The organism is Acinetobacter sp. TG2027 (genome assembly GCF_000302435.1).
Taxonomy (GTDB): domain Bacteria; phylum Pseudomonadota; class Gammaproteobacteria; order Pseudomonadales; family Moraxellaceae; genus Acinetobacter; species Acinetobacter pittii.
This window is the reverse complement of the sequence record NZ_AMJN01000048.1, coordinates 1-13,617: the sequence shown is the minus strand read 5'-3', so window position 1 is coordinate 13,617 and position 13,617 is coordinate 1. Positions and strand designations below refer to the sequence as shown.

Annotated in this window: 11 protein-coding genes and 2 tRNA genes; 4 read left to right on the top strand and 9 right to left on the bottom strand. The window is 35.7% G+C overall.

Features of this window, described 5'->3' with window-relative positions; genetic code table 11:
• Positions 1-103: 103 nt before the first annotated feature.
• From B806_RS0112995 to pyrC, 5 genes are all read right to left on the bottom strand, one after another.
• A complete protein-coding gene (locus B806_RS0112995; protein WP_017403138.1) occupies positions 104-1,429 on the bottom strand; it encodes a reverse transcriptase/maturase family protein in 1,326 nt (441 codons plus the stop codon).
• Positions 1,430-1,432: 3 nt separating this feature from the next.
• Entirely contained in the window at positions 1,433-2,014 is a 582-nt protein-coding gene (locus B806_RS0112990) for an SLATT domain-containing protein (protein WP_017387180.1), read from the bottom strand.
• Between the two features lie 539 nt (positions 2,015-2,553).
• Positions 2,554-2,629 (bottom strand) — tRNA-Glu (locus B806_RS0112985).
• An 18-nt stretch (positions 2,630-2,647) separates the two neighbouring features.
• Positions 2,648-3,310 carry a ribonuclease T gene (gene rnt / locus B806_RS0112980; RefSeq protein WP_002117536.1) on the bottom strand — a complete coding sequence of 221 codons (663 nt, stop codon included), beginning with the start codon at positions 3,308-3,310 and terminating at the stop codon, positions 2,648-2,650.
• On the bottom strand, positions 3,295-4,329 hold the full coding sequence (gene pyrC, locus B806_RS0112975) for a dihydroorotase (protein ID WP_005070491.1): 1,035 nt from the start codon (positions 4,327-4,329) through the stop codon (positions 3,295-3,297). The genes rnt and pyrC overlap by 16 nt, the downstream gene beginning before the upstream one ends.
• A 149-nt stretch (positions 4,330-4,478) precedes the next feature.
• On the opposite strand from pyrC, the gene B806_RS0112970 reads away from it, so the two are divergent.
• The gene (locus tag B806_RS0112970; RefSeq protein WP_017403137.1) at positions 4,479-5,741 is read left to right on the top strand and encodes a diguanylate cyclase; all 1,263 of its coding nucleotides are present in this window, start codon (positions 4,479-4,481) and stop codon (positions 5,739-5,741) included.
• Positions 5,742-5,802: 61 nt separating this feature from the next.
• Here the strand turns inward: B806_RS0112970 and argG are convergent, their stop codons facing one another.
• Positions 5,803-7,161 (bottom strand): argininosuccinate synthase, encoded by a 1,359-nt coding sequence (gene argG / locus B806_RS0112965; RefSeq protein ID WP_014206117.1) that lies wholly within the window; start codon positions 7,159-7,161, stop codon positions 5,803-5,805.
• A 297-nt stretch (positions 7,162-7,458) separates the two neighbouring features.
• Between argG and B806_RS0112960 the strand changes: the two genes are divergently transcribed.
• The 3 genes from B806_RS0112960 (at position 7,459) to B806_RS0112950 (ending at position 10,349) form a co-directional block, all read left to right on the top strand.
• A complete protein-coding gene (locus B806_RS0112960) occupies positions 7,459-9,489 on the top strand; it encodes an NADPH-dependent 2,4-dienoyl-CoA reductase (protein ID WP_017403136.1) in 2,031 nt (676 codons plus the stop codon).
• An 85-nt stretch (positions 9,490-9,574) separates the two neighbouring features.
• Positions 9,575-9,664, top strand: a tRNA-Ser gene (locus B806_RS0112955).
• A 367-nt stretch (positions 9,665-10,031) separates the two neighbouring features.
• Positions 10,032-10,349, top strand: a complete 318-nt coding sequence (locus B806_RS0112950; RefSeq protein ID WP_014206119.1) for a hypothetical protein — start codon at positions 10,032-10,034, stop codon at positions 10,347-10,349.
• 23 nt (positions 10,350-10,372) lie between these two features.
• Here the strand turns inward: B806_RS0112950 and B806_RS0112945 are convergent, their stop codons facing one another.
• The 3 genes from B806_RS0112945 to B806_RS0112935 all read right to left on the bottom strand — a co-directional run bounded on the left by B806_RS0112945 (position 10,373) and on the right by B806_RS0112935 (position 13,205).
• A complete protein-coding gene (locus B806_RS0112945; protein WP_025466702.1) occupies positions 10,373-11,461 on the bottom strand; it encodes a M48 family metallopeptidase in 1,089 nt (362 codons plus the stop codon).
• A gap of 20 nt (positions 11,462-11,481) precedes the next feature.
• Positions 11,482-12,570: a YjgN family protein gene (locus tag B806_RS0112940; protein WP_017403134.1), complete on the bottom strand. Its 1,089-nt coding sequence runs from the start codon at positions 12,568-12,570 to the stop codon at positions 11,482-11,484.
• A gap of 185 nt (positions 12,571-12,755) precedes the next feature.
• Positions 12,756-13,205 carry a hypothetical protein gene (locus B806_RS0112935; protein ID WP_017403133.1) on the bottom strand — a complete coding sequence of 150 codons (450 nt, stop codon included), beginning with the start codon at positions 13,203-13,205 and terminating at the stop codon, positions 12,756-12,758.
• Between the last annotated feature and the right edge of the window lie 412 nt (positions 13,206-13,617).

Here is a 13,617-nt window from a genome sequence, read left to right as displayed (position 1 = left end):
GTAAAGGAAATACTGGATCGGTGATATATATGTATAAGTGTATTTTATTTGGAAATACAAATGGCAAAAAATTAAACAACAAGAATTAAGAAGTATAATTAATTCAAGAGAAATCTCGGAGGTCTATTAGAAGTTTACTAATCTGCTTTCTAATCCTTTTTTGAAATTCATTATCTATTTCTTCTTCTGTTAAATTTTTGCAAGAAAAATTGAAATAATTTTCAAGCATATTAATTTTTTTATCTAAATTAATTTTGTCAAAATTTGGAATATATTTTGTATTATTCAAATTATGATTTACTTCAAAAAAAGTAGTCGAAAACTTTTTAATTTCACCTAAAATTTCACCTACATTAAACTTTAAAATTAATATTTTAACAAAATGATCTAGTTCATAAATTAATGAAATATCCGTGATTTGCGAATAGAAGAAAATCCAACCCTTGGACTTTTTTTCATGTATACAACCACTGATTTTTAAATTTAATTTCCATTTAAGGAAATCAATATTTTTGTTTTTAGCATATTTATAGGCTGTAAATATTTCAACAAGGCCATTTCTTAAGTTATTTATTGAAGAGTCACGAATAGTAATTTTATTATCTATAAATTTATAACCTAGATATTCAAAAGGATCATAAGATATTTTCCCTATTTTTGACTTACTTCCATGGTGTTGTAAAGGATGGATATTTAAACGCTTTTTGTGAAAAAGGTTTTGTAAATCTTTTTTAATTTCAGTTATATTTTGTTCATTACAGAAAATTAGAATGTCATCAACAAATCTAAAATAGCTTAAGTGTTTTTGAGATATAAAATGCTTGTCAATATCTATTAAATAAATATGTGCCAATGTGTTTGAAATAGATAGCCCTTGAGGGACACCCTCAATACTGTTAATATCTTTTAAATTTTTAGGGTTTAAACTTTGATTTATTAATCTTATAAAAGTATTGCTTCTTACTTTTCTTTTTATAATATTAACTAAAATTTCTTTATTTATTGAGGGATAAAATGACTGAATATCAATTTTTAAATAAGTATCATAATTTTTAGAAGAAAGTTGCTCTTTAACTTCTCGAACTACAGTTTGCGGAAGTTTTTGATTTATATCTTCACTATAGATGGTTAAGAGAAAATCATTAATAACTTTTAGAAGAAGCCGATCTCTAATCGTAGGTATATATAGGTCTCGTGGTATTTTATTTTTCCCTTTGCTAATTAATTTTAATTTATACTTTGAAATTTTATAAGTATTATTTGTAACTTTTTTGTTTATTAATTCTATTTCTTGAATATATTTTTTATTAAATGCAGAGGGTGATATATTATCAACACCCATAGCTGTAGTATAGAAAATTTTATCAAAATAAGTTTTTTCAAGATTATCTCTTGAAATAAAGGTATGAAATAATTTAATATTGGACATATTTTAAATAAAAAATAAAATTAAAATAGGAAAAAGATATATAAATAAAATTATAACTAAAAATGTAATTTTATTACAGTAAAATCTTAAGAAGTCATAACCGGTAGGGTGTGGATTTACTTTATTTTTATCTTTAACTGATAAAAATAAATTTACTTTTGCTGTTATATAATCTTTTTCTAAATGATTTTCACAACTTTTTAAAATATTTTCATACTCTTCAAATAATTTTTTTTCAATATCGTTAATATTCTCATTATCTATTAATTTTACATATAAAATTTTAAGCTGCTCATAACAAAATTTAATTTTTGCTGCTCTCTCTTTAAAATTTTGGCTAATAACAAAAGTAGAAACAAATAAAGATAATACACTGAATACAACAAGTAACTTAGCATCAACTTCACCATTTTGAATAATGCTTTTTAAAAAACTACTCTCATTCAAGGTTAAAATAGACATTGCAACAGAAAAGAAAGAATACCAAAGAAGTAAAATTTGCCCGTGAAAATCATATTTTAGGAGTCGAGCTTCATTTTCTATTTTGGCTTTTCGAGTCCACCAAACGTTATCTGCTTTACTCATGGCAGTTCCTATTAAATTATTAGAAGATCAAGGTATATTTATAAGTAAGTAAATATTATTCTCTTATAATTATAAGAGAATCAGATTTGTTGCCAAATCTAGAAAATCAATAGATCTTCTGAAAATCAGTTACATCTATTAGTAGAAGAACTATAGATGGTGTGAGGTCACACATACCTTGATCCTATTTTATTTTAAATTATTTAATAAGTTAAGTCACTTTTTTTATGAAAAAGAATAATGCAAATGTGATCTTTATCTTAAAATAGATTGAATTCTAGGGGAAGAAAGTTTTTATTCTAAAAAATTAATTTTTATTACTATTTGATTTAGCCATTTCAATAAGAATTTTTATTAGATTTAAATTCATACAAAGTTAGCTTAAATATATTAACTGTTGTTAGTTTATTAATCCTGATAAGACTTATGGTATATCTAATAAAAGTCTGAGGTTCTTTCTAAAAATTATAATGTGTTATATATATTAAATAAATTTAAATATAATAGATAGTGTAGATATATTCTTGTATAAGTGAATATGGCGTCCCTACGGGGATTCGAACCCCGGTTACCGCCGTGAAAGGGCGATGTCCTAGGCCTCTAGACGATAGGGACGTTGAGGATGGCGGTATCTTAAGAAGCCGCCACCAAACTGTCAAGGAGGTAAGGTGACAGTTTGTTCAAAATATAGCAAAACAGTTCAGCAGTCTTCTGAGTATCGTACAAAGCAGAGTGTGCTTCTTTGCCATCGAACTCAATTCCAGCTTGAATACACGCTTTCGCAAGCACGGTTTGTCCAAACATAACAGCACTTAAAGTAACCGTATCCATCACTGAAAAACTATGAAATGGGTTTTGGTTTTTTGTGCTTGTACGCGCAATTGCTGCTTGTACAAAACCAAGGTCAAAATGCGCATTGTGGCCCACTAAGACAGCATGTGTACAATGTTGCTGTTTACGGACTTCATTCACCGATTTAAAAATACGGCGTAATGCAGTGCGCTCATCTTCAGCCATTGCGATACGCATTGGATTGAATGGATCAATACCAATAAAGTCTAGTGAACGGCGATCGAGATTAGCCCCTTCAAACGGGTTAATATGTGCATGAAATGCTGGACCAGGGACAAATTGTCCCTGAGCATCATACACAATTGGAATGCACGCAATTTCTAGCAATGCATCTGTCTGGGCATTAAAACCTGCCGTTTCAACGTCAACAACAACAGGTAAGAAGCCACGAAAACGTTGGCCAATGACCGGGACAGAGGTTTCTTGTGTCACACTTTTCTCCATTGCAGCGTTTTCCCGGCATGCAGCGGGATAATTTTTTGATCATCTAAATAATCAAAAGATTCTGGAACGAGGTTATCTTCTTTTACCAAAGTAATCGTAGAAGTATTACGTGGTAGGCCGTAGAAGTCTGCGCCAAAGTGGCTAGCAAAACCTTCTAAACGTTCTAGTTTACCTACTTGATCAAATGCTTGAGCATAAAGTTCAATTGCATTAGGCGCACTATAACAGCCCGCACAGCCACACGCATTTTCTTTTGCATTTTGCGAGTGAGGAGCACTATCTGTACCCAAGAAAAATTTAGGGTTACCGCTCGTTGCAACTTCAAGCAAAGTGGTCTGGTGAGTTTGACGCTTTAAAATTGGTAAGCAATAGAAATGCGGTTTAATACCACCAACCAACATATCATTACGATTAAATAATAAATGCTGAGGCGTGATTGTTGCAGCCACATTGCGGTCTTGTTCTAAAACAAAGTGTGCGGCATCGCTTGTTGTGATGTGCTCAAGTACCACTTTAAGTTTTGGAAACTGTTTTAATAACGGTGATAAAACTTCATCTAAGAAGCGTTTTTCACGGTCAAAAATATCAACGTGGTTATGAGTCACTTCACCATGAAGTAATAACGGAACTTGATGCTCTTCTAGTTGCTCAATGACTGCATAAACTTTACGAATGTCACTTACACCGTTATCAGAGTTGGTGGTCGCACCTGCTGGGTAAAGTTTAATGGCATTTACATGTCCAGATTCTTTAATTTTACGAACTTCATCTGGTGAGGTGAAATCAGTAAAATAAAGCACCATACGTGGGTCAAAGTTAAGACCCTCTGGAACATGAGCAAGAATACGTTCACGGTAAGCCAATGCTTCTTCCACAGTTTTTACAGGTGGAACAAGGTTTGGCATACAGATCGCACGAGCAAATTGTTTGGCCAAATCAGGTACAGTACGTTTTAATGCTAAACCATCACGTAAATGTGCATGCCAGTCATCTGGCTGGAGCAGGGTAATAGAGTCCAAGGCAGTTCAAACTTCGAAATAAAACAAATGATAATCGATAAAGTGTGAAAATGGTAACGAGAATTACGGACAAATGGCAAAATAAAGCGCCAGAGGCCTTAAAAAATAATGTTATATTTTGTTAATGTGTGAGAGGCAGGAATCAAGTAGTGGCAAATAGGGGAAATGTACATGAATTACTCAAAGCAAAAGAAGAAATAGAATATTTAGTAACTCTACATACCCATCGTTATGCCAATATACCTCTGCCACATCAATTAGAAAAAAAATTCTGGTGTCTAAATCTTGAGCGAACAAAACAGAATATCTCAAAGTTTTTAGCAAGTGGCGTTTTAACCTATCTCATTTTCATATTGCTGGCTCTACCTACAGACTATTTGGTCATAGGCGTACCTTATATTACTTGGGATTTTATTTACTGTTTACTTAGCGCAATTAATATTGCTTGTGCACTGCTGTTATTTTGGGTTTTTGCAAAGTTTAAAAAACTCACTGAATATTTTTATATCGCTGCATGTGGCATTGTATTTTTGACCATTATTATCAATGCAATGTTGCTCCTTAGCGTAGGAAATGTCGCTCTTAAAAACCAGTCAATGTTACTATTTTCCTTCTTATATATGCTGGGATTTATTTTAAGCGGAATAAAGCCTCTACATATGCTTTATGTAGGTTTAACAGCAGCCTTTTGTGTTTTTTCCCTACTGATTTTATGGCAAGCGAATTGTGATTTTATTGCTTTGGGAAGAGCGCTGTTTGGAAGTTGTATTTTAGGTTTTTCAATTAGTACGATGCTTACCTCAAGAGAAAGAAGCCTTTTTTTAAATAATCAGCTTGCTGAGCTTAACGAACAGATTTTACGTATTGAGGCATCTGAATTGCTTCATTTAAGCCAGCAGGATGCACTGACGAATATCTCAAATCGACGTACTTTTGATGAGATGTTCGATTTCTTTTACTATCGTGCAAAGCAAGAAAAGCGCCCATTGGCTGTTTTATTTATTGATATCGATTTTTTTAAAAATTATAACGATTTTTATGGACACCAAATGGGGGATAAAGTCATTTCATCTATTGCCGCTGCAATTAAAAATTCGATTCGACATGTTGATTTTGTTGCTCGTTATGGTGGAGAAGAGTTTGTCGTACTGTTACCGAAAACACCTGCTCAAGGCGCCTATGCCGTCGCTGCAAATATTTATAAAGCGATTGAGCGACAAGCGATTCCTCATGCAGCATCTTTAGTCTCTAAGCATGTCACGATTAGTTTAGGTTTTACTGTTTATACAGAAGGTTTTAAAGTAAATCAGGAAAAATTAATTCATGCTGCGGATCAAGCTTTGTACCGAGCTAAGCAGCTTGGACGTAACCAGATTTATTATCAACCCTTGGATGCGGCAGAACTTGTTTAAACTCTAGTGCTTGAAATAAAAAAGCCACCTGTGTCGGTGGCTTTTTTATTAATTAAGAAAATTATTTTTTCTTGCTATCGAGTTGTGGCACAGCAGAACCTTGGCCGATTGAAAGCAAACCAGCATCTGTATAGATACCAAGTTTTGCACGTGTATCGGTAATGTCGAGGTTACGCATCGTCAACTGACCAATACGGTCCATTGGCGTAAACATTGAATCGCCTTTTTCCATTGTTAAACGTTCAGCTTCGTACGTTAAGTTTGGAGATTCAGTGTTCATGATGGTGTAGTCATTACCACGACGAAGCTCAAGAGTCACTTCACCAGTAATCGCTTTAGCAACCCAACGCTGTGCAGTTTCACGCAACATAAGTGCTTGAGAGTCGAACCAGCGGCCTTGGTAAAGTAAACGACCTAAACGTAAACCGTTAATGCGGTATTGTTCGATCGTATCTTCGTTATGAATACCAGTAACCAAACGCTCATAAGCAATATGAAGAAGGGCCATCCCCGGTGCTTCATAAATACCACGAGATTTCGCTTCGATAATACGGTTTTCGATTTGGTCAGACATACCTAAACCATGACGGCCACCAATACGGTTTGCTTCAAGAATAAGCTCAACCGGATTGTCAAAAGTTTGACCGTTTAAGGCAACAGGTACACCTTCTTCAAAACGTACAGTCACTTCTTCTGGTGTAATTTCAACTTCATCTTTCCAGAAAGCAACGCCCATAATTGGGTCAACGATTTTGATACCAGCATTTAGGTATTCAAGATCTTTTGCTTCGTGAGTCGCACCCAACATATTTGAGTCAGTCGAGTACGCTTTTTCTTTTGACATTTTGTAGTCAAAACCGTTGTCGATCAGGAACTGTGACATTTCTGCACGGCCACCGAGCTCATCGATGAAGTTTTGATCTAACCAAGGCTTATAAATTTTAAGATTCGGGTTAGTCAACAAACCATAACGATAGAAACGTTCAATATCGTTACCTTTATAAGTTGAACCGTCACCCCAGATGTTTACGTCATCTTCTTTCATTGCGGTAACTAGCATTGTGCCTGTTACTGCACGACCGAGTGGAGTCGTATTGAAATAAGGAACACCACCTGTACTGATATGGAATGCACCACACTGAATCGCAGCAATACCTTCAAGCGCAAGTTGTAAGCGGCAGTCAATTAAGCGAGCTTTTACAGCGCCGTATTGTTCTGCTTTCTTTGGAATTGCATCGTAGTCATCTTCATCAGGCTGACCTAAGTTTGCAGTATATGCATAAGGTTCTGCGCCTTTTTGTTTCATCCACAATAAGGCAGCTGAAGTGTCTAGGCCTCCGGAGAAGGCAATCCCAACTTTTTTGCCTACTGGTACATGCTGCAAGATAGTTGCATTATCAGTCATTGCTAATCCTAACATTTATGAAAAAGACCCCATATAGGCGGTCTTGAGAATTCTGAATGGCGGCTATTGTAGCACTATTCATGGTGCTTTTTTTCGCAAAAAAAGCATTAATTCACTTGTTCTGATTTGAAGTTTTAATTTGATAAAAAATATAAGGCTATTTATAGAATAAGAAGAAGTGAATGAAGTATTGTTCTTAAATAAATGGATTGACCATAAGCTCCGATAAATTTCTTTGCATGGTCATCCAAAATTATCAAAAAAGTATTAAAGTACTATGCAACAAGTTGCAAAAAATTATTGGGACGCAGCATGACAAGTTACGCCAATTTATTAAAACCATTACATTTAGGCTTTACCACTATTAAAAACCGTGTGGTGATGGGTTCCATGCATACGGGGCTTGAAGACCGTTTTTACAATTACCCAAAACTGGCAGCTTATTTTGAAGAGCGTGCAAAAGGTGGGGTGGGCCTGATTGTGACTGGGGGGATTTCTCCAAACCGTCAAGGTTGGCTACTACCCATGGGTGGAACCATGAATGGTTTAACCGATATTCCACAGCACCGTCTGGTTACACATGCTGTGCATAAGCATGGTTCAAAAATTTTAATGCAAATTTTGCATGCTGGCCGTTATGGTTATCAACCTTTTGCAGTGTCTTCTAGTCCGATCAAATCGCCAATTTCACCATTTAAACCGCGTCAGCTTTCTGAAAAAAATATTTTAAGTACGATTGATGACTATGCACATTGTGCTGACATTGCCAAAAAAGCGGGCTATGACGGCGTTGAAATTATGGGCTCGGAAGGTTATCTCATTAACCAGTTTTTAAGCAGCCATGTGAACCAGCGTACTGACCGTTGGGGCGGTGAAATTGAAAACCGTATGCGCTTTCCGGTCGAAGTCGTAAAGGCGATTCGTGCAAAAGTTGGTGAGAAATTTATTATTTGTTTCCGCTTGTCGTTGCTCGATTTAGTTCATGACGGTAACACCATGCAAGAGGTGGTGACTGTAGCCAAAGCTTTAGAAAAAGCAGGGGTGACTTTATTAAATACCGGCATTGGCTGGCATGAAGCTCGTGTGCCGACCATTGTAACATCTGTGCCTCGTGCAGCTTTTGTCGACTACACTGCTCATGTAAAACAACATATTTCTATTCCGATTATTGCGTCAAACCGTATTAACATGCCTGAAACTGCCGAAGAAATTTTGGCAACTGGCAAAGCAGATATGGTTCAAATGGCACGTCCTTTATTGGCCGATGCATTTTGGGTAAATAAAACTGCGACTAACCGCGTTGATGAAATTAATACCTGTATTGCATGTAACCAAGCCTGTTTAGACCATGCTTTTAAAAATAAGCGTGTATCTTGTTTGGTTAACCCTCGTGCAGGCCATGAAACTGAACTGGTCTATTTAAAGACTAAACAGCCTAAGCGAATTGCAGTTGTTGGCGGTGGAGTAGCGGGTATGTCGGCGGCAACTGTTGCGGCAAGCCGTGGCCATGCAGTGACGCTGTTTGAGGCAACTTCGGATGTAGGTGGTCAATTTAACTTTGCCAAAGTTGTACCAGGCAAAGAAGAATTTCACGAGACGATCCGCTACTTTAAAGTCCAACTCGAAAAAACAGGGGTGGACGTACGTTTAAATACTCGCGTAAATCGTGAGCAGCTCGAACGCGAAGGTTTTGATGAAGTGATTGTTGCAACAGGTGTAATCCCTCGTGCATTAAAAATTGAAGGAAGTGATGCACCACAAGTCCTTTCATATGCTCAAGTTTTAAAAGGGGCAGAAGTCGGGCAAAAAGTTGCAGTGATTGGTGCGGGTGGTATTGGTTTTGACGTGTCAGAGTTTTTACTTAAACCGGCACATCAACCACAGCCTCAACCTTTGGCAGATTGGCAACGTGAATGGGGGGTAGATCCAGATCCGAACTATGTTTCTGAAGGTGGTATGCAGCCGCCAGAAGTTGAACCAGCAATCCGTGAAATTTATTTACTACAACGTAAAACCACACCACTTGGTATTGGTCTTGGCAAGACTTCGGGTTGGGTACACCGTGCACAGCTTAAAAAGCATGGTGTACGTATGCTGCGTGGTGTGCAATATAAAGCAGTCACTGATGAAGGGCTTTGGATTGAGCACAATGGTCAAGACCAGCTTTTACGTGTAGATACTGTGGTGGTGTGTGCAGGTCAAGAGTCGGTAAAAGACTTGATGCCAAAAGAAGGTGAGTCGACTATAGCGAACTACCATATTATTGGTGGTGCAAAGCTTGCAGCAGAGCTAGATGCGAAGCGTGCGATCAAAGAAGGAGCAGAATTGGCTGCTCAACTGTAAAATTGATGAAACAATATGCACTTGAACACAAAGCGATGATATTTTTCTTGAATAAAATGAATAAGCTTTGTATTCTTACGCACATGGAAGCGTGGCAGAGCGGTTTAATGCACCGGTCTTGAAAACCGACGAGGGTGTGAGTCCTCCGTGAGTTCGAATCTCACCGCTTCCGCCAAATTCGAAAAGCCCCTGTTAATAGCAGGGGCTTTTTTTATATCTATTATTTTACCCCCTCATTCTAACCTACATAAAAATTTGGATTGAGTTAGACAGATTTTGATTTCAGTTTAATTTTATATTGTGTAGTTAATGCACCATCATAATGGTCAATATCTTGTAATTGTTTGATGAATTCTTTCGGGACGACTATTGCTGCTATATGTATAATTATGGGTAGAATAGCTCCTTATAATACTAAGCCCTTTGCATCACTAACTTGCAAATTAAAATCGCCTGATATGTACCGAATTTCAATTAATAGGTATGGATAGTTCATGAATCTAATAAATCACTGTAGTAAGTTATTTCTTGCAATTTTTCTTATGATAAATCTTTCAAATACGTATGCAGCAAAGATACAAGCTGTAGATGCTGAAGTACAGGAGAGTGCTGTAGATGTAATGGAAGCTGCTGGAGCAGAAGCTGTAGGTGGGCAAGAGGATATATGCCGTGCTGACGAGGCTTGTGACGTTGCATCTCCTGTTTCTGAGGATGAAATGTACGGTGGTATTCAACAGGAATATGTCGTAAAAGGCTGTAAGGTAACAATCTACAATGATGGGCCTGTGAAAATGGTCAATGTAAAGACGGATCAACCATGTGATGCTCCACTTCCTAAAGACCATAAATTTTCTAGATAGACTCTGTGTACCTATAAATTATTTTATGCACCTTTCTGTTTTTTCTCAAAATCATGAACCATTCGAATACGCTCTTCGGTTGCAGGATGTGAGGATAAAGCATCAAGAACAGCTGTAGATAGTTTATTAGCTGAAGATTCTTCTTGAGAAGTTGGTGGGGTGGACTGATTTTTCTTATCGAGACCTTCTTCCGTTGTATCGCTTAAACGTTGTAAGAAATTTGCGAAGTGGGAGACTTCGATATGCTTCCTATCCATCAGCTGTAAAGCATATAGATCGGCTTCGGACTCAAATTTACGTGAATAATTTGCACCAATCATAGCGGCAGGTAAGGACGTAAATAAGTCTGAATTATCTCCTGTCATTGCAATGTATAATATACTTAGACCTAAACTCGTTAACCCTTGTTGCAAACTATGGCGATAAACCAAATGGCCTTGTTCATGGGCTAATACGCTTAAGATTTCCTGATTCGTATGTGCCAATTTGATTAGTTCATCTGTGATAATAATCGTATTATTGGGTAGCGCTACAGCATTTGCCCCTAACTGATCACCTTTACGGAAGACTAATTTGGCTGGTTTGTTTTCAGCAACAGTATTCAAATATTGTTTAGTAATTTGATCTTTTTGAGTTTGTGCTAATTGGCTGGGTGCAGTCCAATTATTTAATACATAATTCTCGGCTTCATCACCTAGTTTATTTAAAGTATTCTCAGGTAATTGAAAAGCAAGATAATGGGACGTTGCAGGAACCCCCCATTTGACTAGACTGATCGCAAAAGTAATCACAAAAATTACACTAAAAAGAATAAGACCCGGAGAACGTTCAAATTTCCAGATCGAATGTTGAACCTTTTTAGTTGTGTAATTAAACCATTCAGGTAATGCACTATGAAATTCAATCCGTGCATCATCAGATAATTCAATCACTGGGTGTAACTGTCCCAGCGCACCAATCAATTTCATATCAGAATATTGATAATGACGCTGAAGTTCTAATTGCTCACCATACCGAATTAAAACTTCAGATTCAGATTGAGCTGAAATCTGAGCGGGGTATGGTTTAGACACTAGGCCATCATAGAAAGTGATATCTACTGCGTGGGACATAAATTATTAAACTCAGATTATTATAAAGAGATGTCGATATCAAAAATATCACTGATTTCTTCAGCTAAAGCACTTTGCTCTTGTTGAGCGAGATTCATCATTTGATCTGGATCATCTAATAAAATTAAACTCATCGATTCAATCTGGTATTTGTGAATACGAACTGCAGCCCAAGCAGACATTAAACCTATGGATAAGATTTTTACAATCCAGTTCGATGCTACAATCCATGCGAAACGCCATTGGTTACAGTCTGTTTTAAATTGACTGTTCCCAATTGTAGTATTGTTCCATGTCGTAATAAAAATACGAGCAGCAATTAATGGGTAAATAAATAATCCAATAAATGCATATACCGTAAATATTCCGAAGACTATAATGTTCGGTGAGAACCCAGAAATTGTTCCTGCTATAGCAAAGTAAATGATTGAAAAAATAGCAATTATACCAATTGCAATAAAAACTGGTATATAAACTGCAGCCATATATGCAGACCATTTCGCGTTTAATTTAAAATTTAATTGTCCAGCATATAAGTTGTTAAGATAATATTTTTTATATAGCCAAATAGCTACAGGTGTAAAGATTCCTAAAGTGAAAATATATACCAATATACTCAAAAGAAAGACTTTATAAGATTCTTTTATCGTTCCACCAAAATAAAAACGTGCGTTGCCGAACTTACTATTTCTTGCAGTAAAACGCAAAGTAGCGCGAATTAGCCAAGGTACTGCTGCATATAATGCAACTAGTCCAACCACAGTCGCAATCATTGAATACTGTGATGAAATTGCAAAAACGACGTAAATTCCTAATGCAATTAAACGTCCAATCAAAATCTTGGTTGGAATCCCTGTAAAATCAAAGCGGCGTTCAAAAAATTCTGTATTACCATAGAAATAGCGTAAGCGACGAACTTTAGCCCAAGGCGCATATAAGCTTAAGGTAATAATAGTCAAAAGAATATTAACGATCCAGATTCCAAAATATTCTGAGGCATTCCCATGAAATTTAAAATGATGAATTCCTGAATGTGAAATTGGTGGAGTTGTAATATTTTGATCCTCATTTACATCTTGAGGAAGAGAGGTTAAAGCTTGGTCTTGCATTTTATTCTCTTTATTGAAAATATATGATCTTGATTGAATGTAATAGATAATTAAAAAACTATTGAGAATATTATATATTTTTTATAAATTGAAATAAATAGAATGAAAAGCAAACAGCAATACCACTCGTGTCTTTCTGTGGCGAAACGGGAGAAAAAATCTTTTATTTTATATAAAGCTTCTTGTTATTTTAGTTGAGAATAATATTGTTTTCGCCAATCAAGATAGTTTAAATCTAAATAATCTTCATTCCCCAACTTTATGGAATAGTATGATCGCAAGGCTATTTCAAAAGCGCCTTCATGGTGTAAAAGCTCTGCAACTTGCTGCATAGTCAATCTACGTAATAAATTATGATAAAACTTATTCACTATTTTATCTGAATTTTCTTTATCTTCTTTAAATATTGAACTTAACTGAGATGATATAGCATCGAGTAAGTGAGGAATATCACATTCAATAATAAAATCACTTTCTAATCTCTTTTCTAGTGTTTCTTCTGCAATTGAGTGGATTATCAGTTTCGATATTATTTCTGAAGATTGTGAAAGAATCATTATTTCTCCTTTTTCTTCCAAATTTTCAAGTATTTTACTTACCTTATTTATATAGTCTTGATGAGTGTTCGTTAGCATTAAATTTTTTAGCCTTAGAGATTCATTATTAATATTATAAAATTTTCAATAATTAATATAGTACCCCTTATACGAAATACGGGCACAAACCCAAATCAATAAACCTATAAATCTCTAATCTATTCTTAACTTCTGTTACTTTATAAACCCTAAATTAATAATAAATTTTAATTATTTACCCTTACTTTTTAATGATCTAATTTAAAACAAATGTCATTTTGTGTGCTTGACTGTAAGAGAGTTGAATACTATTCTTCGCATGCTGGCCACATTGCCAGTCGGTTGTCGCAGACCGTCTCATAGAAGCATTAAAGGTTTTATACCTTTAGTGTCTAGCCCCTCGTGCCCCCTCTACGGTGGAATGATCTGACCCCATAAAGTTGGACAGTTAGTTAAGCAGTTTTTAAAAACT

Bases quoted from the DNA above. Each gene is read 5' to 3' on its own strand.
- B806_RS0112990 (WP_017387180.1), bottom strand. From the start codon at position 2,014: ATGAGTAAAGCAGATAACGTTTGGTGGACTCGAAAAGCCAAAATAGAA.
- B806_RS0112945 (WP_025466702.1), bottom strand. From the start codon at position 11,461: ATGTCCCACGCAGTAGATATCACTTTCTATGATGGCCTAGTGTCTAAA.
- B806_RS0112960 (WP_017403136.1), top strand. From the start codon at position 7,459: ATGACAAGTTACGCCAATTTATTAAAACCATTACATTTAGGCTTTACC.
- rnt (WP_002117536.1), bottom strand. From the start codon at position 3,310: ATGGAGAAAAGTGTGACACAAGAAACCTCTGTCCCGGTCATTGGCCAA.
- argG (WP_014206117.1), bottom strand. From the start codon at position 7,161: ATGTTAGGATTAGCAATGACTGATAATGCAACTATCTTGCAGCATGTA.
- B806_RS0112995 (WP_017403138.1), bottom strand. From the start codon at position 1,429: ATGTCCAATATTAAATTATTTCATACCTTTATTTCAAGAGATAATCTT.
- B806_RS0112935 (WP_017403133.1), bottom strand. From the start codon at position 13,205: ATGCTAACGAACACTCATCAAGACTATATAAATAAGGTAAGTAAAATA.
- B806_RS0112940 (WP_017403134.1), bottom strand. From the start codon at position 12,570: ATGCAAGACCAAGCTTTAACCTCTCTTCCTCAAGATGTAAATGAGGAT.
- B806_RS0112950 (WP_014206119.1), top strand. From the start codon at position 10,032: ATGATAAATCTTTCAAATACGTATGCAGCAAAGATACAAGCTGTAGAT.